At 70.4% G+C, this 20,056-nt stretch carries 15 protein-coding genes and 1 tRNA gene; 9 read left to right on the plus strand and 7 right to left on the minus strand.

The genetic code is table 11. The annotated features are described in order from the left end of the window. The first annotated feature begins 202 nt into the window (after positions 1-202). The 5 genes from ACX80N_RS17395 to ACX80N_RS17415 all read left to right on the plus strand — a co-directional run bounded on the left by ACX80N_RS17395 (position 203) and on the right by ACX80N_RS17415 (position 4,164). Positions 203-1,165: a J domain-containing protein gene (locus tag ACX80N_RS17395; RefSeq protein WP_459340406.1), complete on the plus strand. Its 963-nt coding sequence runs from the start codon at positions 203-205 to the stop codon at positions 1,163-1,165. Positions 1,166-1,174: 9 nt separating this feature from the next. After that, positions 1,175-1,642 carry a tRNA (cytidine(34)-2'-O)-methyltransferase gene (locus ACX80N_RS17400; protein WP_105032717.1) on the plus strand — a complete coding sequence of 156 codons (468 nt, stop codon included), beginning with the start codon at positions 1,175-1,177 and terminating at the stop codon, positions 1,640-1,642. 19 nt (positions 1,643-1,661) lie between these two features. Further along, positions 1,662-2,471 (plus strand): class I SAM-dependent methyltransferase, encoded by an 810-nt coding sequence (locus ACX80N_RS17405; protein WP_459340407.1) that lies wholly within the window; start codon positions 1,662-1,664, stop codon positions 2,469-2,471. 189 nt (positions 2,472-2,660) lie between these two features. Beyond that, entirely contained in the window at positions 2,661-3,278 is a 618-nt protein-coding gene (gene sigK / locus ACX80N_RS17410; RefSeq protein WP_459340408.1) for an ECF RNA polymerase sigma factor SigK, read from the plus strand. A gap of 16 nt (positions 3,279-3,294) precedes the next feature. Next, positions 3,295-4,164 (plus strand): anti-sigma factor, encoded by an 870-nt coding sequence (locus ACX80N_RS17415; protein ID WP_459340409.1) that lies wholly within the window; start codon positions 3,295-3,297, stop codon positions 4,162-4,164. A 131-nt stretch (positions 4,165-4,295) separates the two neighbouring features. Here ACX80N_RS17415 and ACX80N_RS17420 read toward each other — a convergent pair whose 3' ends face one another. From ACX80N_RS17420 to ACX80N_RS17435, 4 genes are all read right to left on the minus strand, one after another. Then, positions 4,296-5,048, minus strand: a complete 753-nt coding sequence (locus ACX80N_RS17420) for a PIG-L deacetylase family protein (RefSeq protein WP_105032721.1) — start codon at positions 5,046-5,048, stop codon at positions 4,296-4,298. A 3-nt stretch (positions 5,049-5,051) separates the two neighbouring features. Beyond that, positions 5,052-5,999: an electron transfer flavoprotein subunit alpha/FixB family protein gene (locus ACX80N_RS17425; protein WP_459340410.1), complete on the minus strand. Its 948-nt coding sequence runs from the start codon at positions 5,997-5,999 to the stop codon at positions 5,052-5,054. Between the two features lie 38 nt (positions 6,000-6,037). Then, positions 6,038-6,865, minus strand: a complete 828-nt coding sequence (locus ACX80N_RS17430; protein ID WP_459340411.1) for an electron transfer flavoprotein subunit beta/FixA family protein — start codon at positions 6,863-6,865, stop codon at positions 6,038-6,040. Positions 6,866-7,061: 196 nt separating this feature from the next. Continuing rightward, positions 7,062-8,501 (minus strand): S1C family serine protease, encoded by a 1,440-nt coding sequence (locus tag ACX80N_RS17435; RefSeq protein WP_459340412.1) that lies wholly within the window; start codon positions 8,499-8,501, stop codon positions 7,062-7,064. A 448-nt stretch (positions 8,502-8,949) separates the two neighbouring features. On the opposite strand from ACX80N_RS17435, the gene ACX80N_RS17440 reads away from it, so the two are divergent. The 3 genes from ACX80N_RS17440 (at position 8,950) to ACX80N_RS17450 (ending at position 13,448) form a co-directional block, all read left to right on the plus strand. Beyond that, on the plus strand, positions 8,950-11,076 hold the full coding sequence (locus tag ACX80N_RS17440; RefSeq protein ID WP_459340413.1) for a TPM domain-containing protein: 2,127 nt from the start codon (positions 8,950-8,952) through the stop codon (positions 11,074-11,076). 62 nt (positions 11,077-11,138) lie between these two features. Then, the gene (locus tag ACX80N_RS17445; RefSeq protein WP_105032725.1) at positions 11,139-11,933 is read left to right on the plus strand and encodes a PspA/IM30 family protein; all 795 of its coding nucleotides are present in this window, start codon (positions 11,139-11,141) and stop codon (positions 11,931-11,933) included. A gap of 123 nt (positions 11,934-12,056) precedes the next feature. Next, positions 12,057-13,448 carry a cryptochrome/photolyase family protein gene (locus ACX80N_RS17450; RefSeq protein ID WP_459340414.1) on the plus strand — a complete coding sequence of 464 codons (1,392 nt, stop codon included), beginning with the start codon at positions 12,057-12,059 and terminating at the stop codon, positions 13,446-13,448. A gap of 212 nt (positions 13,449-13,660) precedes the next feature. Here the strand turns inward: ACX80N_RS17450 and ACX80N_RS17455 are convergent. The 3 genes from ACX80N_RS17455 to ACX80N_RS17465 all read right to left on the minus strand — a co-directional run bounded on the left by ACX80N_RS17455 (position 13,661) and on the right by ACX80N_RS17465 (position 18,181). Further along, positions 13,661-13,734 (minus strand) — tRNA-Met (locus ACX80N_RS17455). Between the two features lie 67 nt (positions 13,735-13,801). Continuing rightward, positions 13,802-16,843, minus strand: a complete 3,042-nt coding sequence (locus ACX80N_RS17460) for a UPF0182 family membrane protein (RefSeq protein WP_459340415.1) — start codon at positions 16,841-16,843, stop codon at positions 13,802-13,804. 243 nt (positions 16,844-17,086) lie between these two features. After that, a complete protein-coding gene (locus ACX80N_RS17465; protein WP_459340416.1) occupies positions 17,087-18,181 on the minus strand; it encodes a YlbL family protein in 1,095 nt (364 codons plus the stop codon). A 369-nt stretch (positions 18,182-18,550) separates the two neighbouring features. Between ACX80N_RS17465 and ACX80N_RS17470 the strand changes: the two genes are divergently transcribed. Continuing rightward, entirely contained in the window at positions 18,551-19,975 is a 1,425-nt protein-coding gene (locus tag ACX80N_RS17470; RefSeq protein ID WP_459340417.1) for a zinc-dependent metalloprotease, read from the plus strand. Positions 19,976-20,056: the final 81 nt, after the last annotated feature.

Below are 20,056 nucleotides of genomic sequence, written 5' to 3' on the forward strand. Positions count from 1 at the left end.
CGGTTGCAGCGGCCCGGCGCGAACCGGGCGAACTTCCCCGGTGCGTCCTCCGTTGTACCTGTGCCCGATCATTGGGACCAGACGCACGCACCGTACCGACCGCTTTGGCCCGGTGCTGCGTGTGCCTCTAGTCTCGGGTGGTATCAGGGCCAGGGGAACCGGTCCCTGCCCCGAGACCAGACGTCCACGAAAGGCCCGATCGATGCCAGAGGCAGCACGGAAGTCGTACTACGACGTCCTGGGCGTGCCCCCGGGAGCCGGTGCCAAGGACATCAAGAGCGCCTACCGCAGGGCAGCCCGGGCGGCGCACCCCGATCTCGGCGGGACCGCGGCCGATTTCCATGACATCGCCGTCGCCTACGAGACCCTGAGCGATCCGCAGCGCCGCGAACGCTACGACGCCGAGACCGGACGGGGACGGCCGGCACCCGCCGGCGCCCCGGACCGTGCGACAGCGCGCCGGGACGGGACGCCGGGACCGACGGCGCAGACGCGCACGCGGGTCGAGGACGAGGACGCTGCGCGGTCCGCCCCGGACTACCTGCCCCCGTTCTCACCCTCCGCCCCGCCCGCCGTCCCCCTGATCGCCGCCGGCAGGCAGCTGCACGGTGCAGCCCGTCAGCCGGGGATGTTCGCGAGGCTGTCGACCGGCGTCCGCGCCCGGGTCGACGGCGAGCTGCGCACCTCGGCCCTGCTGGACCGGGCGCTGCTGCCCACCTACCCCGCAGCACGCCTGGTCAACGGCGTGGAGTTCGCCGACCGCGAGAAGACGACGGCGGGGCACGTCCTGCTCGCCGGCTACCGGATGGCGGTCATCGACTCCTTTACGGCCTCTCCGGGCAACTTCTCCTGGGACGGGCGTGTACTGCGCCATCAGGGACGGCCCGTCGAGCTGCAGCTGCCCCGGACCCTGCGGGCGGTCCAGGAGCTGTTCCCGGACTGCAACGTCGCCGGCTGGGTCGTGATCCACGGAGCGCCGGACAACCCCTTCGCGCCCGTCATCGACGTCCCACCGGGCTTCGACCGCGCGTCCCCCGCCGTCGTGCAGGTGGTCAATGCGGGCACCGCCGTCCGCACCATCCGCTCCTTCCTGGCCTCCGGCCCCAGCCCGAACGTGGTGCAGCTGCCGGCGCTCGCGCGCTTGCTGTCCGCAGCCGGAAGCTAGGATGAAACGGTGTTCCGCATCCTCTTCCACACGCCCGAGATCCCGGGCAACACCGGCGCCGCCATCCGCCTGGCGGCCGTGGCCGGCGCCGAACTGCACCTCGTGGAACCACTCGGGTTCAGCCTGGAGGACTCGAAGCTCAGACGGGCGGGGCTGGACTACCACGACCTCACGGTGCTGCACGTCCACGCGAGCCTCGAGGACGCCTGGGCCGCCCTGCGGCCCCGTCGGGTCTTCGCCTACACCTCCGACGGTGACGTCTCCTACACGGACATCGCCTACGAACCGACGGACATCCTGATGTTCGGCCGGGAGTCCGACGGCCTCCCGGCCGAGGTCAAGCACGACCCCCGGGTGACCTCGCGCGTCCGCGTCCCCATGCTCGCCTCGCGCCGCTCGCTCAACCTCGCCAACACCGCGTCCATCGTCCTCTACGAAGCCTGGCGCCAGCAGGGCTTCGCGGGCGCCCAGCGATGACCCACGCCTAGGAGTCCCCATGCCCGCTCGCCATGCCGCAACACTGCCCGACGGCGGAGCGGAGGACTACGACCGCCTCGCACCGGCCGTCTGGAACCCGGTGAGCAACGCCGTCGTCGCCGCCGCCGACGTGCTGGTGGGCGAGCGCGTGCTCGACGTCTTCGCGGGCACCGGCGCGGGAACCATCCCCGCGGCACAGCTGACGGGCCCGGACGGCCACGTGGACGCCGTCGACCGCTCGTCGGCGATGCTGGACCTCGCGAAGGCGAAGGCGGAGGCGCTCGGACTCGGCAACGTGGCGTTCCACCGGGCGGATCCCGCCGCCTGGACCGACACCCCGTACGACGCCGTCGTCAGCTGCTACGGCGTCTTCCTCCTCGACGACATGGACGCGGGCATGGACAGGATCGTCCGCCTGCTGCGCCCGGGCGGGCGCGTGGCCCTGAGCGCCTGGGACGACGGCGCCCTGGAACCCTTCGGCGAGATCCTCCTCGAGACGCTCCGGACATCGGGAGGCGGCCTCACATCGACCGGACACCCGGCGGCACCGGTCTTCGTGGAGAACTGCCGGCGGCTCGCCTCCCCGGACCGGCTGACCGAGTGGTTGCGCGCACGGGGGCTCACCGACGTCTCCGTCGAGGAGTTCGGACTGACCGTCCCGCTGGATCCGGATCTCGCCTGGTCGCTCGCGCTCGGCAGCGGGTATCGCGGGCTGCTGCCGGACGAACCGGATGCCCTGCAGGACATCCGCGGGGCGTTCGTCGAGCGCCTCGGCGGCACGCTGGTCCTCAACGCCGACTCGCTGATCGCCGTCGGCTCGTCGCGCTGACGGAGGCCGGCCCCTGTCGGGGCCATCCGCGGACCCTGCAGCACCGAAGAGTAGATGTCAGCGGAAAACCGGATATCGGGGGGGTGCAGCGCAATGGTGCTTCTGCAGCACGGACGTCAGCGTCCCCCGCGGCACGGCGCGTCACAGCGTGTTCGGCCTTCGGCGGGCAGCGCCCTATGCTGGAGCCCTATGGAAACGCCACGAGTTAGCCGGGTCAGCCCGATCGCTCCCGCAGCAGACGAGGCGGCCGTCGATCAGGGCACAGGTGCCACCCTGACCGACCTGCTGCTGAGGATCGCGGAACAGGACCGTACGGCGTTCGCCCACTTCTACGAGCAGACGTCCAGGCGCGTCTACGGGCTCGCCCGACGCGTACTGATCGACCCCGACCTGAGCGAGGACGCCACACAGGAGGTCTACCTCCAGGTGTGGAACACCGCCGAACGGTTCAACCCGGCCCTGGGCAGCCCGATGGCGTGGCTCATGACGCTGGCCCACCGCCGCGCGGTGGACAAGGTGCGCTCCGAACAGAGCGCCACCGACCGCGAGGCCCGGTACGGCGCCGCCACGCAGACGATCGACCACGACGACGTCGTGGACACCGTCACCCAGCGCCTCGAGGCGGAGAGCGTGGTCCGATGCCTGGACACGCTCACCGAGACGCAGCAGGAATCGGTGAGGCTGGCCTACTACGGCGGCCTGACCTACCGCGAGGTGGCCGAGAAGCTCGGCGTCGCGGTGCCGACGATCAAATCGAGGATCCGCGACGGGCTGATCCGGCTCAAGACATGTTTGGGGGTGACCTGAGATGCAGGACAAGGATATGAACAGACGATTCGCAGACGACCTCTCCACGGACCTGGCACGAGGTCACGTCCTCGAGTGGGCGGAGCTCTACGCCCTCGACGCCATCAGTGCAGAGGAGCGCCGGCAACTCGACGGGTACCTCGAGGACGCCGAGCCGGCGGTCGGGGCCACGTTCGCCGACCGTGTCCGCACGTGCCGCGAGACCGTGACAGCCTCCTACGCGACGGTCCAGGCCGAGCCTCCGGCCGACCTCCTCGAGCGCATCATGGCCCGGCTGCCGGAGGCGGAGGCCCCCTCCGGTGCATCCGTCCGGACGCTGCCGGTCGTGACCGGGACAGACTCCCCCGCGGACGTGCGGACCGGCGGCGCCGCTGATGCGGCTGCAGACCCGTCCGGGCAGGACGAACTCGCCCAGCGACGGTCCGCACGGACCTCGATGTCGTTGCGGGCGTCCCGCTGGGTCGTCGCCGCGGCGGCGGCGGTCGTGATCGCCGTCGGCGGCGTGACCATCGCGCAGAACCTGCAGCAGTCGACGGTCCAGCAGCAGGTGCTCCAGGCGTCCGACGTGCGGACGGAGCAGCTCTCCCTCGAAGCGGGTGGGACGGCGGATCTTGCGGTCTCCGGGGAGGAGGACGCCGCCGTCGTCACGCTCAGCGGCGTGCCCGCACCGGCGGAGGGCTTCGTCTACCAGATGTGGCGGATCCCGGCCGACGGAGCGGCGCCGGTGTCCGAGGGCACCATGTCCGGCGAGGACGTGGCGGGGACCAAGGTCACCGAGCTTCCGGGCATCAGCGGCTTCAGCGCGATCGCCATCACGGTCGAGCCCGAGGGCGGTTCGGCCACGCCGACCCTGCCGATCGTCGCCCAGATCCCGCTGGGAGCCTGACCGGGTCGGGCATCACCGGGTCCGGCGTGGTCGCGTCCGGCGTGACCTGACGACACCCGCTCCGTCGTACCTTCCGGCCCTTCTCGGCCGGAGGTGCTTCCGGGACCGTTCGTCGGCCGTTCCGGGGCGGGTCAGAAGCCGGCGATCGTCTCGTCCGTGTTGACCCCGACCACGTGGAACGCCTCGGCGCTGCGGCCTTCGGGCAGGCCCCCGCGCCGGGCATTGTCCTGCAGGATGGCCCGTACCCGCGACTGCATCCGCTCCACGTCCGGATGCTGGCTCCGGTGTGCTGTGATGGCCGCGATCTTGCGGTCCTCCAGCCCCGTCACGTCGACGAAGCGGTTCTCGAGGTGGGCGGGACCGCCGTAGAACCACAGCCACGGGACGCGGAAGCTCCGCAGGCCGGCAGCCTCGAGTTCGGGGTAGGCGAAGGGGTTCTCCACGGCAGGATAGACAGCCCTCGTGACCGCCTCCCCGCAGGCGAGGTGGTCCGGGTGGCTCTTCTGGATCCGGTCCCAGCTCCGCTCCGGGTGCATGGACAGCACGATGTCAGGACGCACCTCGCGCATGCGCCGGACGATCTCGCGGACGACGGCGTCCGTGGGCGCCAGGTACCCGTCCGGCTCGCCCAGGAAGGTGACGTCGGTGACGCCGACCAGCGCCGCGGCCTCCCGCTGCTCCGCCCGGCGCAGACCCGCGATGTCGGGGCGATCCTCCTCCGAGAAACCCCCGGCGTCGCCGTCCGTCAGGATGCAGTAGCTCACCTCCACCCCCGCGGCGGTCCACCCCGCGATCGTGGCGGACGCCCCGAAGTCGAGGTCGTCGGGGTGGGCGGCGAACACCAGCACGCGCCCGGGCGCTGAGGGATCGGCTGCGGGTGCCATGGTCTACAGGCCGCGCTTGCGGATCTCCTCGGTGGCCTGCGGCAGCACCGTGAAGAGATCACCCACGATCCCGAAGTCGGCGATCTCGAAGACGGGTGAGTCGGCGTCCTTGTTGATCGCGACGATCACCTTGGAGGTCTGCATCCCGGCCTTCTGCTGGATCGCTCCGGAGATCCCCACGGAGATGTACAGTTGGGGCGACACGGTCTTGCCGGTCTGCCCGATCTGGGCCGAGTGCTCGATCCACCCGGCATCGGTGGCTGCCCGGGACGCGCCGACGGCGCCTCCGAGGGCATCGGCCAGGTCCTCGAGCGGCCCGAAGTCGCCGTCGACGCCTCGCCCACCGGCCACGATCACCCGGGCCTCGGCGAGTTCCGGCCGGCCGCTCGCCGGCTTCTCCACACGACCGGTGACGCGCGCGGCGGCCTGGGGCACGTCCACCGGGATCCGCACTTCGCGCGGTGGGGCCGCAGCGCCCGCTTCCACGGCCTCGAAGCTGTTCGGCTTGACCGTGAGGATCGCGACGTCGGTCGTGGCGCGGCACTCGACCGTGTAGGAGCCGGCGAAGTCGGACTTCGTGGCCGTGAGGTCGGCGGCCAGTGCGACGACGTCCGTGATCACCCCGGCCTCGAGCCGGACGCCGAGCCGCGCGGCGATCTCCTTCGCCTCGTAGGAGTTGCCGAGCAGGACGATGCCGGCGCCGGTGGCCTGCACGGCCTCGGCGAGGAACGCAGCCTTGCCGGCCACGAGCACCTCGGACACCGCGGCGGCCTCCGGGCGGTACACCTCCTGCACACCGTAGGAGCCGATGCCGTCGAGGTAGGCCTGGTCGGCCTCCCCCGCGAGGGCGACCGAGACCTGCCCGAGGGACCCCCCGAGGGAGAGGAGCTCCCGCTCGCTCTTGGCGAGGCTGGCGCCGGGGTGGTCGAGGAAAACGAGGACGGTGCTCATGGCGGGATCTCCTGGGACTGAGGGGACGACGGGGTGGGCTAGAGGAGTTTCTGTCCCGCGAGGAAGTCGACGAGCCGGATGCCGGCGTCGCCCTCGTCCGTGATGACGACTCCCTGGCTGCGCGGCGGCCTCGGGGCGGCCGCCTGCACCCGGGTCCACGACCCGGTGAGGCCGACCTCGTCCTGCTGGACGCCGATGTCCTCCAGCGACAGCACCTGGATCTGCTTCTTCTTCGCCGCCATGATGCCCTTGAAGTTCGGGTAGCGCGGTTCGTTGATCTGGTCCGTCACCGAGACGAGCGCCGGCAGGGACGCCTCGATGGTCTCGGCATACGTGTCGTTGTCACGTCGGGCGGTGAGTCCCCACCCGTCGTCGCGTGGTGCGAGGTCGAGCGACGCCGCGAAGGTCACCTGCGGCAGGGTGAGCCGCTCGGCGAGCTGCGCCGGGACGAGCGACGTCTCGCCGTCGGTGGACGCCATGCCGGTGAGGATGAGGTCGAACGGCCCGAGATGCTGCAGCAGTGCGGCGAGGGCCTTCGAGGTGGCCGAGGCGTCGGATCCGTTCAGCGCCTCGTCGGTCAGGTGGACGCCGTCGTCGGCTCCGATCTGCAGAGACTTCTTCACGGCGTTGACGGCCGCGGCCGGCCCCATGGTGATGGCCGTGACACGGTGCCCGGCGGCCGCTCCCCCGTGTGCCTCGACGAGCTGGAGCGCGGCTTCGAGGGCGTACTCGTCCAGTTCGGAGAGGATGCTCTCCGCGCGGACCGTCGTCAGGTCGTCACCACCGATGTGGCGGTCGAACTGAGCGTCCGGAACGTGCTTCACCAGGACCGCGATGCGCAGTCCTCCTGCTGTGGCCTCGTCCATTGATGACCTTCCTCGTTCGGGGCATTCCCATCGACTAGCTAACCATAGGTGGAGCGTCCGGCTGCCGACGGCGGCGCCCGCCGGTCGGGTCGCGCCGGAGGCCTCCGACCCTCCTTCAACGCACGGGAGGCGGTCCCTGATCCGGGACCGCCTCCTGTACGTTGCTCGCCGTGGTCTCCCGACGCAGGCTGCCCTGCTACGGGGTCGGTGCCTGCGCCAGGGTGACCTCCACGGTGCGGGCGTCCCCGTCGCGGAGGATCTCCAGGGGTACCTGCTGCCCGACCGACTGGATGCGCACCGCCGCCGTCAGGGACTGCGGGTCGCTGATGGGGTAGTCGCCCACCTTCGTGATGATGTCGCCCACCTGGAGCGAGGCACCGGCCGCGGGCGATCCCGGCTCGATGGTCTGCACGAGGGCACCGGAGGAGAAGGTGGACTCGCTCCTCGATCCGTCGCTGGATGCGTCCGTGACGCTGACGCCGAGGAATCCGTGTTCGGCCTCGCCGTCCGCAATGATCTCCTGCGCGATCCGGTTGGCGTAGTTGATCGGGATGGAGAAGCCGACGCCGATGTTGCCGGTGGACTCACCCGATCCCCCTGACGCGATGGCCACGTTCACCCCGATGATGCGTCCGTCCGCATCCACGAGCGCGCCGCCGGAGTTGCCCTGGTTGATGGCGGCGTCGGTCTGGATGACGTTCAGGTAGATGGATCCCTGCGCCTGGGTCTGCTGTCCCCCCGATCCGCCCGGAGGCAGGAAGTTGAACCCCTCGCCGTCGTCGGAGCCCATGCTGTCCGGCTGCTCCTCCGGTACCGCCGAGGACGCGACGCTGATGGTGCGGTTGAGGGTGGACACGATGCCGTCGGTGACCGTGCCGCTGAGGCCCAGTGGCGCACCGATCGCGATGGCCGTGTCACCGACGTTGAGCTCGTCCGAGTCACCGAGCGTGGCGGCCTTCAGGTCCGGTGCCTCCACCTTGATGACCGCGAGGTCGCTGAGCGGATCCGTGCCGACCACCGTCGCGGGGAAGACGCGCCCGTCGTTCAGTTTGACCTCGATCGTCGGGTCCGAGACCTGGCCACCGAGGGTCACCACGTGGGTGTTGGTCAGGATGTGCCCGTCCGTGTCCAGGATGATGCCGGACCCGGACCCGCTCGAGCTTCCTCCGCTGACGGCGATGGTGACGACGCTCGGTGTCGCCGTCACGGCGGCACCGGTGATGGTGTTCACGTCCTCGGTGTTGTTGACCACGACGGAGTTCGGCGCCGCCTGGGACGTGCCGACGGGTGCATCCTGGTCGAGGGCGTCGTAGGCGGCCGTCGCGACGCCGCCGCCGATCAGCCCCGCAGCGAGGACCCCGGCGGCGAATGTGGCGAGGCCCACCCGCCGGCGGTCGCTGCCGGTCGTCCGTACTCCGGGTTCCTGTGCCGCGGGGCCGTGACCGCTCTGCTCCCCGTAGAAGGGCTGGTGGCCCGCGTAGGCGGGGTGCGCGGCGGTGTCCTCCGGGGAGAGCCGGCCGTCCTCCGAGCCGCCGCGCTGCCGGTCCTGCCAGCCGGCCCCCCAGGACGGCGGGTTCTGCGGTTGCGGAGGAAGGGGGCGGTCGGTCTTGCCGGGCACGCCTGACTGCTCGTTCATCGGAGGTCCTTTCGTTGCTGTTGACCACATTCTGGCAACCTTCGCTGAGCATCAAGCATGCGTTCGCTGTGCGGTGTCTGAGAGGTTGCTGGACCCGCCGGCGTGACGGGGTCCACCGGGACGTGGCCGCCCTTACCCCCAGTATCGTCCGTCACGGCCTGCACCCGGCGCTGCCGGGCGGAGACGCACGAGAGTGACCCTTTCGCGGGCGCGTGGTAGATGCTCACGGGCGGCGCTGCAGTCGGAGTTCCCGCCGGGTTCTCCGACTGCAGAGGGAGGCGTGCACCGGCCGCCCTCGTCGCTTTCGCTAGGGGCTGAGGCGCGGTGGTGGACGCTCCCCGACCCCAACCATAGAATCGGGAAGACAGGGAGCCTCCGGCGTCCGCCGCCCCCAGTCCTGGGACCGGTAGGGTCCGGGGGACGTGTCGAAGGGTCGAGAATGCGAATGTTGAGCAGGCGCACCCGCGTCGCTGCTGTCCTGGGCGCCGTCATGGCGATCCCCCTGGTGTCGGGTACGGCGGCCATCGCCGACGAACCGCTCACCTTCCCGTCAGGCGATTACGTCATCGACAACGCCGGCGTCCTCACTGCGGCCGAGGAGAGTGAGCTCGAGGCCGCGATCGAGGATCTTCGGTCACAGGAGGGCTTCACCGTCCGTGTCGCGTACGTCGACACTTTCGAGAGTCCCACCGAGCGCGCCTCGTGGGCGACGGCGTCGGCACAGCTGAACGACCAGACCTCGAACGAGGGCATGCTCGCAATTGCCGTCGATCAGGGAGCGGCTGCCTACGTGGTCGGCAGCGGATCGGCGATCGGTGGTCAGGGCCAGGCGATCTACGACGAGTTCATCAGCCCCGAGCTCCGGGCAGGGGACTTCGCCGCCGCGGGCCTCGCAGCGGCGCAGGGAACCGAGGAGGCGCTCTCCGGCAACACCGGGGGCACGACCAACGGCGGAACCTCCTCCGGCACCAGCGGTTCCTCCGGCAGCAGCGGGCTCGGCGGCCTGGTCCTCGTGGGCGGGCTCGTCGCCGTCGCCGGTGCGGGCGGCTACCTGCTCCTGAAGAGCCGCGGCACCAACAGCGCACAGCGCAAGCGGGAGCAGTACGGGTACGGCCCGGTGCCGTCCGCCAGCGGCGAGATGGTGGACCCGCTCGCCTCCGTCAGCGTCGAGGACCTGCGCAAGCGGGCCGGGAGCCTGCTGGTGGCCGCCGACGACGCCATCAAGTCGAGCGAGCAGGAACTCGGTTTCGCGGAGGCGCAGTACGGCAGCGAGGCCATCGCGACGTTCTCGCAGGACATCACGGCGGCCCGGCAGCACATGAGCGAGTCCTTCAAGCTGCAGCAGCAGCTCGACGACCACATCCCCGACACGGAGCAGCAGCAGCGCCAGTGGCTCGGGGAAATCATCCGCCGTTGCGAGGACGTGAACGCCTCGCTGCAGGCCCACAAGACCGACTTCGACGCGCTGCGGGAGCTGGAGCGGAACGCTCCCGAGGCGCTGAGCCGCGCGCAGTCCGCGGCCGGTGATGCCCAGCGCCGTTTCGCGGCGGCGGAACAGTCCCTGCGGACGCTCCAGGGCCGCTACCTCGAGACCGCGACCTCCCAGGTCGCGGACAACATCGAGCAGGCCAGGGAGCGCCTGACCTTCGTCGACAGCGCAGCCACCGAGGCCCAGTCCCGTATGGCCGCCGGCGATACCGGGCGCGCCGTGATCGCGGTCCGGGCCGCCGAGGAGGCAGTCCACCAGAGCACCGTGCTCCTGGACGCGATCGACAAGCGGGCCGAGGAGCTCGCGGCGGCCGAGCGTGAGCTCGAACGCGCCCTGCCCGAGACGGAGCAGGATCTCGCGCAGGCGCAGGCCATGGACCGCACGGGACAGTACCGCGACCTCGCCGGCCCCATCGCTGCCGCCCAGGCCGCGGCGGCCACGGTGCGCCAGGAGCGGCAGAACGCACGGAGCAATCCCCTTGCGCTGCTGCAGCGGCTCGAGGCCGCCCACGCGCAGCTCGACGCCGCCCTGGGCGGTGTGCGGGACCAGGCCGAGAACAACCGGCGGGCCCAGGACTCCCTCCAGCACGCCATCATCGCGGCACAGTCGGGGATCTCCGGGACGGCCGACTACATCCGTGCGCGCCGCGGCGGCGTGGGCAGCGAGGCACGCACGCGCCTGGCCGAGGCCGAGCGCAACCTCGACTACGCCGTCGATCTCCAGCGCTCGGACCCGGTGACCGCACTCTCCCACGCGCAGCAGGCCTCGATGCTGGCGGATCAGGCCGCCCAGCTCGCGGAGCAGGACGTGGACGGGTTCGGGCGCGGCGGCATGGGCATGGGCGGGTACGGTGGCCGGGGCGGCGACGGCATGGGCGGCGCCCTGCTCGGCGGGATCCTCCTCGGGTCCGTGCTCAACGGCGGCGGCTTCGGCGGAGGCTTCGGCGGATTCGGCGGCGGCGGGTACAGCGACGGCGGCGGGGGCTTCGGTGGCGACGGCGGCAGCTTCGGCGGCGGCGGCTTCGGCGGGTTCGACGGCGGCGGCGGCGGATTCGGAGACTTCGGCGGAGGCGGCGGGGACTTCTAGGTCACCCCACCTCCCCGACAGCAGGACGCACGGACAAGAAGCAGGAATCGAAAGGGAAATCAATGGTAAAGCAGTCAATATTCGGCAGGATCACCCAGCTCACGCGAGCCAACATCAATGCGCTGCTCGATCAGGCCGAGGATCCGCAGAAGATGCTCGACCAGATGGTCCGCGATTACACGAACAGCATCGCCGAGGCCGAGAGCGCCGTCGCCCAGACCATCGGCAACCTGCGCATGATGCAGGACGACTACAACGAGGACATCGAGAACGCGCGCAGCTGGGGCAACAAGGCCCTCGCCGCGTCCCGCAAGGCCGACGAGTACCGTGGGACCGGCAACACCGCGGACGCCCAGAAGTTCGACAACCTCGCCAAGGTGGCCATCCAGCGGCAGATCTCCGCCGAGACCGAGGCGAAGGGCGCCGAGCCCACCATCGCCTCGCAGACCGAGATCGTCGACAAGCTCAAGGACGGCCTCAACCAGATGAAGGGCAAGCTCGGCGAGCTCACGGTCAAGCGCGACCAGCTGATCGCCCGCGCGCGCACCGCCCAGGCGCAGCAGCAGGTGCACGACGCGGTCAAGAGCATCGACTTCATGGACCCCACGAGCGAGGTGGGCCGCTTCGAGGAGAAGATCCGGCGCGAGGAGGCCAAGGTCCGCGGGCAGCAGGAGCTGGCGTCGTCCAGCCTGGACGCACAGTTCGAGAGCCTCGAGGACCTGGGCGAGCAGACCGAGATCGAGGCACGCCTCGCGGCCCTGAAGTCCGGATCCGGCACCCAGTCGGCGATCGGGCAGGGCTCGGGCGACAAGACCGCCGCCGGCGCCCCGGCGACGTCCGACGAGATCGCGTACTGACGCACGGAGTCTCCGTCGGCGGACGCCGACGCGCATAGCACAGGGGAACCGCGGCCGCCCGGCCGCGGTTCCCTTCCTGTCCGGGCCGTCCGGAGTGTCGGAGGCCGCCGGTAGATTGAAGCCATGGCCGTGACACTGGTGTGGTTCCGCGACGATCTGCGTATCTCCGACAACCCGGCGCTCGCCGCCGCAGCGGACAGCGGGGACGACGTCGTCGCCTGTTACGTGCTCGACGAGGAGACGGAGGGCATCCGCCCCCTCGGTGGAGCCTCCCGGTGGTGGCTCCACCACTCCCTCGCGGCGCTCGACGCCTCCCTCGCGGATCTCGGGATCCCCCTCGTCCTGCGCCGGGGGGCCGCGGGCGACGTGGTGCCGGACCTCGTGCGGGAATCCTCCGCCGGGGCCGTGGTCTGGAACCGCCGCTACGGGTTGGCCGAGCGCACCACGGACGCGGCGCTGAAGGCATCCCTCGCCGAGCAGGGAGTAGAGGCCACCAGCTTCCAGGCGAACCTCATGTACGAACCGTGGGAGGTCACCTCGGGATCCGGGGAGGCCTACAAGGTGTTCACCCCCTTCTGGCGGGCCTGTCTGGCCTTCCGCACGCCCCGGGAGCCCCTCCCGGCTCCGGCCTCCCTCCACGGGCCCGAGCTGGCCTCCGACGACCTCCCGGCGTGGGGGCTGCTCCCCACCGCGCCCGACTGGGCGCAGGGACTGCGTGAGACGTGGACGCCCGGGGAGGCCGGCGCCCACGCCCGCCTCGACGAGTTCCTCGACGGTGCCGCGCACGGGTACAAGGACAGCCGTGACCGGCCGGCGGTCCACGGCACGAGCAGGCTCTCCCCCCACCTGCGTTTCGGTGAGATCAGCCCGTTCGAGGTGTGGCACGCGGCGCAGGACAGCAAGGACAGTTCCACGGCGGAGGACATCCGCGTGTTCGGCTCCGAGCTGGGGTGGCGCGAGTTCAGCTGGCAGCTGCTCTACTTCAACCCCCAGCTCGCCACCGTGAACTACCGCCCGGAGTTCGACGCCTTCACCTGGGAGAGCTCCACGGAGGCGGAGCTCGAGGCCTGGCAGCGCGGTCGCACCGGCTATCCCCTCATCGACGCCGGGATGCGCCAGATGTGGGAGATCGGGTGGATGCACAACCGGGTGCGCATGGCCACGGCGTCGTTCCTCATCAAGAACCTCATGATCGACTGGCGCGTGGGCGAGCGGTTCTTCTGGGACTGCCTCGTCGACGCCGACGCGGCGAGCAATGCCGCGAGCTGGCAGTGGGTCGCGGGGTCGGGCGCGGACGCCAGTCCCTACTTCCGGATCTTCAACCCCGTGCTGCAGAGCAAGAAGTTCGACCCCGAGGGAACCTACCTCGTCCGATTCGTGCCGGAGCTCGCCGACGCCGAGAACGTGCACGAACCGTGGAAGGGCGCGGCCCCGGGCTACCCGGAACGCGTCGTGGACCTCAAGGAGAGCCGCCAGCGCGCCCTCAGCGCGTACAAGGCCCTCTCGGAGGGCTGAGGTCGGGTTCTCAGGCCCGGGCGCGCCATCCCGCCCACACCGGGCCGTGGTCGGGCGCCTGCTGATGGTTCCTCGCCCGATGCGCCTGCCGCGGAGATCCCAGGAGACGGGCGGTGCCGGTTTCCGGTAGTACCAGGACGCAGGTCCTCGGTGGCGTCTGGGTGCGCACAGCAAGAAGTCCGGCCCACCAGGGTGGACCGGACTTCTCTTCGTTGCGGGGACAGGATTTGAACCTGTGACCTCTGGGTTATGAGCCCAGCGAGCTACCGAACTGCTCCACCCCGCGGCGTGTAACTAACGTTACCGGCCGCGGGGCCCGGAGGCAAATCGGGCAGGAACCCGACCCCCTCCGACTACTGCCCGGCGCCTCCCGAGACGCGTTCCTCGGCGTCCAGGGCCCGCTGCAGGGCGTCCTGCAGACGGTCCTGCGCTGCGCCGTACGCGGCGAAGTCGCCGGCTGCGAGGGCGGCATTGCCGTCCTGGATCGCCTGGTTCGCATCGTCGAGGGCGGTCCGCAGATCGGCCGCGGGATCACCGGTGGTGCCGCCGGGGCTTCCGCCCTCGGACGGCGTCGGCGTGGGTGTCGGGGTCGGCGCGGGGGTCGCGCCGCCCTCTGCCGGAGGCGTCGCGGGATCCTCGGGCGTCGCGCCGACGTTGTCCTGGTCGCCCGTGGTCGCACCCGAGCTCCCGCCGAAGACCTGGTCGAGGGCCTCGGCGAGGGTCGGCGCGAACCCGACGTTCTCGCCGAAGCTCACCAGGACCCTCCGCAGGACCGGGAAGGACGAACTGCCCGAGGACTGCACGTACACCGGCTGGACGTAGGCGATACCGCCGCCGATCGGCAGGGTCAGCAGATTGCCGTTGATGACCTCGGACGCACCCTGACGCAGGAGGTTCAGCTCCTGGGACACCTCGGTATCCGAGTTGAACAGGTTCTGTGCCTGGCCGGGACCCACCACGGAATCCTGCCCGGAGCTGTCCAGCAGGGTCAGTCGGCCGTAGTCCTCGCTCTTGACGCCGGGCTCCCCCGTGCCTGCGTCCCCGTTCGCCGAGAGGAATCCGTACAGCACGTTCCTCGGGGTCTGGCCCGTGGGCACGAAGGGGATGTAGGGCGTGGTCAGGGAGAAGGCGGCCTCGTCCTGATTGGGCATCTGCAGGGTGAGGTAGAAGGGCGGCTGCCGGTCGGCGGTGCTCGCCGCTGCCCCCTCGGTGCTCTCCCCGGGATCGGCCGGCACGCTCCACGCCTCGCTGTTGTTGAAGAACTCGTCCGTCGCCGTGACGTGGTACTTGGCGAGCAGCTCGCGCTGGACTTTGAAGAGGTCCTCCGGGTAACGCACGTGCGCCATCAGCTCCGCCGACATCTCGCTGTACGGCTGCAGCGACGCGGGATACGCGTTCTGCCAGGCCTTCAGCACCGGGTCCTGGTCGTCCCATGCGTACAGGTCGATCGAACCGTCATAGGCGTCCACGGTGGCCTTCACGGCATTCCGGATGTAGTTGACGCGCTCGGCGGGCAGCGCCGTCGCGAGACCCTCCGCCGTCTGCGAGTCCTGCGTGGCCTGCTCCAGCTCCTGCTGCTGGGAATAGGGGAAGTTGGCGCTGGTGGTGTAGCCGTCGATGATCCACTTCACGCGGCCGTCGACGATCGCCGGGTAGCTGTTGCCGTCGAGCGTCAGGTACGGAGCTACCTTACGCACGCGCTCCACCGGGTCCCGGTCGTAAAGGATCTGCGACTCGCTGGTGACCTGGTTCGAGAGCAGCAGGTCCGTGGACTGGAATTTCAGGGCGTAGACGAGCCGGTTGAAGGCGTTGCCCACGTCGGGACCGCCGTCGCCGCTGAACGTGGTCCGCGAATCCGTCGCGGAGTTCTCGTTCTGCGGACGGTCGATCTCCACGGCGGCTGTCCCTTCCGGTGCGCCGACCACGGAGTACACCGGGGAGGACTCCCCGAAGTAGATGCGCGGCTCGTAGGAGTCCTCGTCGCCGAGGACGCCGGTCGAGGGGATACCCGACTGCAGGAAGGACGGCCGTCCGTCCGGCTGCACTGTGGAGCCTGCAGCCGCCACGACGCCGTAGCCGTGCGTGTAGTACGCGTGCTCGTTGACCCACCCCTCGGGGACACCGTTGGTGTCGAGCTCACGTACCGCGATCACGGTGTCCTGCACCTCGCCGTCGATCTCGTAGCGGTCCACATTGAGGGTCTCGGGGAACTGGTAGTACTGGCGGAACTGCTGGAGCTGGCTGAACGCGTCGGAGACGAGGTTCGGATCGAGCAGGCGGATGTTGGCCGTGGTCACGGCGTCGCTGTTCAGGGCACCCGCCTCCGGAGTGGCGACCGGGGAGTAGTTGGCGGTCTCGACGTCGTCGAGCCCGTACGCCTCCCGCGTCAGCGCGATGTTCCTGTCGATGTACTCACGCTCGCGGCTCAGCTGCGAGGGATCCACCTGGAAGCGCTGGACGATCGACGGGTAGACGCCGCCGGCCAGCAGCGCGGTGATGATCAGCATCGCCGTACCGATGAGCGGCAGGCGCCAGCGGCCGATGAAGGCCGAGACGACGAACAGGACCGCCACGATGAAGGCGGCCACGGCCAGGATCGCCTTGGTGGGGATCACGGCGTTGACGTCGGTGTAGAGCGCGCCGGCCCACGTGCCCTGGTTCAGCACGGTGTCGAAGCGGTCGAGCAGGTAGTTGATGCCCTGCAGGACGAGGAAGAGGGCGGCGACGACGGCGATCTGGATCCGTGCGGCCTTCGTGGTGAACAGGCCCTTCTCCTCGAGCCGGATGCCGCCGTACAGATAGTGCGTGAGGATCGTGGCGATCGCGCTGATGATGACGACGCTGATCAGGAACCCCGTCACGAAGCCCAGGAACGGCAGGGTGAACATGTAGAACGCGTAGTCCATGCCGAACTCCGGGTCCTGCCGGTCGAACGGCACCTGGTTGATGAACAGCAGCACCTCCTGCCACTGCGAGGAGGCCGCCGTTCCGGCGAAGGCGCCGAGCACGACGGGGATGCCGAGCATCAGCAGTCGGCGGATCGGTTCCAGCTGGGCCTGGTAGCGGTTCAGGTTGTCCTGGATGGCGCTGTCGGGCGCGTAGATCGGCCGGCTGCGGAAGGCGATCCGCAGGCTGGCGAACACGGCCCCGGCCATGACGAGGAACGCGAGGATGAACAGCACGATCCGCGACAGGTTCTCCGTGACGAAGACCTCGAGGAACCCGAGCTGGTTGTACCAGAGGACGTCCGCGTAGACCTGGGACAGGTACACGAAGGCGATGACGATCACCGCGACGACGATGATGGTCGGGATCAGCGGGCTGCGACGCCGACTCGTTGCTGCACTTGCTGGGCTCGGGCTACTGCCGAACGGACGGTCTGGTCCGGATGTCACATCTACCTCATCGTTAGCTGCTGCGGGTCACGACGACCGGTGTCCCGCGTCGCGCCCCGGCCCCGACTCGGGCAGAGGACAGCGCGCAGTTCCGCCCTTCGTGCTTTCATTCTGCCCTGTTCACGCTCGGCCCGACCAATTAGGTTCCCGAGCAGGCTGTGCATGCCGGGGATCGTCACCGAACCGTGTCGTGCAGGCCGCCCGCCGTGGGGTCCGGCGCCGGGTCCACGCGGTACAGAAGGGTCAGCAGGCGGGGAGTCCCTCGGGCCCGTCGCCCGAGCCGAGCGCCTCGACGGCGTCCACGGCGTCGTCGAGCGTCTCCACACTGACCACGGTCAGGCCGTCGGGGATGTTACCGGCGACCTCCCCGCAGTTCGCGGCGGGTGCCAGGAAGAACTCCGCCCCGCCGGCCCTCGCGCCGACGAGCTTCTGGGCGATGCCCCCGATGGGGCCCACGACACCGAGGGAGTCGATGGTCCCCGTCCCGGCGAAGTGGCGTCCTCCGGTGAGGTCGCCCTCGGTCAGGTTGTCGATGATCCCGAGGGCGAACATCGTTCCCGCCGAGGGTCCCCCCACATTGTCGAGCTGGATGGTCACGTCGAACGGGAAGTCGAACGTGGAGGCGAGCATGATGCCCAGCTGGTAGTCGCCCTCCGCCGACCGCCGCGGGGTCACCGACACCTCCAGCGGTGCGCCGTCCCGGATGACCGAGAGGGCGGCGGGCGCTCCCGCGGCGTCGTCGAGCGCTGAGCGGAGGGTCGTGATGTTGCGGACCTCCTGCCCGTCGATCGTGCGCAGGATGTCGCCCTCCTGCAGGATGCCCTCCGCGGCCGCACCGGGCGCGAGCCTCGCGACCGACAGTTCCTCCGTGAAGTCGATGTCCTGGTGCGCGAGCGCCGCGGCGATCGCCGTCTCCTGGGAGGACGTCATGGCCAGCGCGTTCTGCTCCTGCAGCTCGGAGGACGTCGTCCCCTCCGGATACACCAGCTGCTCGGGCAGGACGTCCTGGTTCGGGCTCGCCCAGGCGCGGAAGGTGTCGAGGATGTTCACCCGGCCGTTCGGTCCACCGCTCACGTACACCGTGGTGAGGTCGAGCTGGCCCGACGGCCGGAAGCTCTCGGTTCCCTCCACCTGGATGAGGGGCTGCCCGTCCACCTCACCGATCGTGTTGAACGTGGGCCCCGGGGATTCCAAGACGTACGGCGACGGCAGGAGCACCGCCGCGGCGCAGAGGACGAGGGCGAGACCGCCGGAGACCGTCATCGCCCGGAAGCGCGGGTCCCTCGGCCGCGTGGGCTCCTCGGGCGTGTACGTGTCGACGTGGACGGGCTGCGTCACGGTTCTTCTTCCTGTAGGGCGCATGTGGAGGCGTGCCGCGCACGGGCACGGGCGGCACACTCCGGCACCCCTAGGGTAGACGCTTTCGCTGACACCGCACGGGGCCGTCTGCTGCCGGCGGTGGCCACTGATGCGCGTCCCGGCGGTCACCGGACTCCCACCCCGGGATGGCTTTGCCCTCAGCGAACGGTTCACTCCGCGAAGGACACCGGCGAGGTGCGGCCGGTAGCGTGGGTTGCACAGCCGACAGGGTGGCGCTGCCCCTCTGCCGGACACGCCAAGCTACTCCCAGGACCGGTGGTACCAGTGCCCTACCCATCCAATCCCTCGAACGGCGACGACGACACGCCCCAGGATCCGCTGTCCGAGATGCTGTCGAAGATGTTCGGTGGCGGGGCCACCGGCTTCGACCCGCAGGAGATCGCGAAGGCGGCAGGTCTGCCCTCCGACCCGGCAGCGATGGCCATGATGATGCAGCAGGTCCAGGCGATGTTCAGCGCCCAGAGCGAGGGGCCGGTGAACTGGCAGATGGCCCACGAGCAGGCGCGCCGCGTCGCGGCCTCCGACAACGATCCCTCGGTCACGGCCCTGCAGCGGCGCAGCGTCGACGAGTCGCTGAAACTCGCCGAGATGTGGCTCGACCCGATGACCGACTTCCCGAGCACCGGCCAGCTGGGGCGCGCCTGGTCGCGCGCCGAGTGGGTCGAGGCCACCATGGCGACGTGGCGGCGCCTCACCGAACCCGTGGCGACGAGTATCGCGAAGGCGCTGTCGGACGTCATCTCCGAGCAGCTGCCGGACGAGATGAAGTCGATGATGGGCGGCATGGGTCCGGCCTCGATGCTCCAGAACGTCGGCGGTGCGATGTTCGGCATGCAGCTGGGCCAGGCCGTCGGGGCGCTCTCCAAGGACGTAGTGGGCTCGACCGACATCGGGGTGCCGCTCGCCGACGGACGGATGGCGCTGCTTCCCGCCAACGTCGCGGCGTTCGGCGCGGGCCTCGACATCCCCGAGCAGGAGGTGCAGCTGTTCCTCGCGGTGCGGGAAGCGGCCCACGTCCGGCTCTTCACGCACATCCCGTGGCTCACCGGTCACCTGCTGGGCAGCATCGAGCGCTATGCGCGGGGCATCCACATCGACATGGGCAAGATCGAGGAAGCCGCGCGGGAGATCGATCCGACCAATCCCGAGAGCCTGCAGGGTGCGCTCTCCCAGGGCGTGTTCATGCCCGAACGGACGCCGGAACAGGACGCCGCGCTCGTGCGGCTCGAGACGACGCTCGCGCTCGTGGAGGGCTGGGTGGACGAGCTGACAGCGGCGGCTGCGGCGAACCTTCCCTCGGCGGGCGCCCTGCGCGAGATGGTACGGCGGCGCCGGGCGACGGGCGGGCCCGCTGAACACGCCTTCGCGGCGCTCGTCGGGCTGGAACTGCGGCCGCGCCGGCTCCGCGACGCCGCGGCGCTGTGGTCGCTGCTCACCGAGGAACGCGGCATCCAGGGACGCGACGCCCTGTGGCAGCACCCGGACCTGCTGCCGACGGCGGAGGACCTCGACGACCCCGCGGGCTTCTCCGAGCGCCGCAAGCTGATCGAGTCGTCCGACGCCGACGTCGACGCGGCCCTCCAGCGGCTCCTCGCGGGAAACTTCGAGCAGGATGACGATGCCGCGGCGGCCGACGGCCCCGATTCGTCAGCAGGTCCCGCGTCGTCGTCGGACCCCGACGGCGAGGCGCCTCCCGCACCCGGGCAGGACCCGGAGACCGGGGAGGACGCTCCCGGCGCCGACGGCAAGTAGGCGGACCGCGCCGGGGGGCGTGGTGGGGGGGGGGGGGATGGCCGATGACCGCACCCACAATACACCTACGCGTCGCTGTGC

The organism is Arthrobacter sp. MDT2-16 (assembly GCF_054510925.1).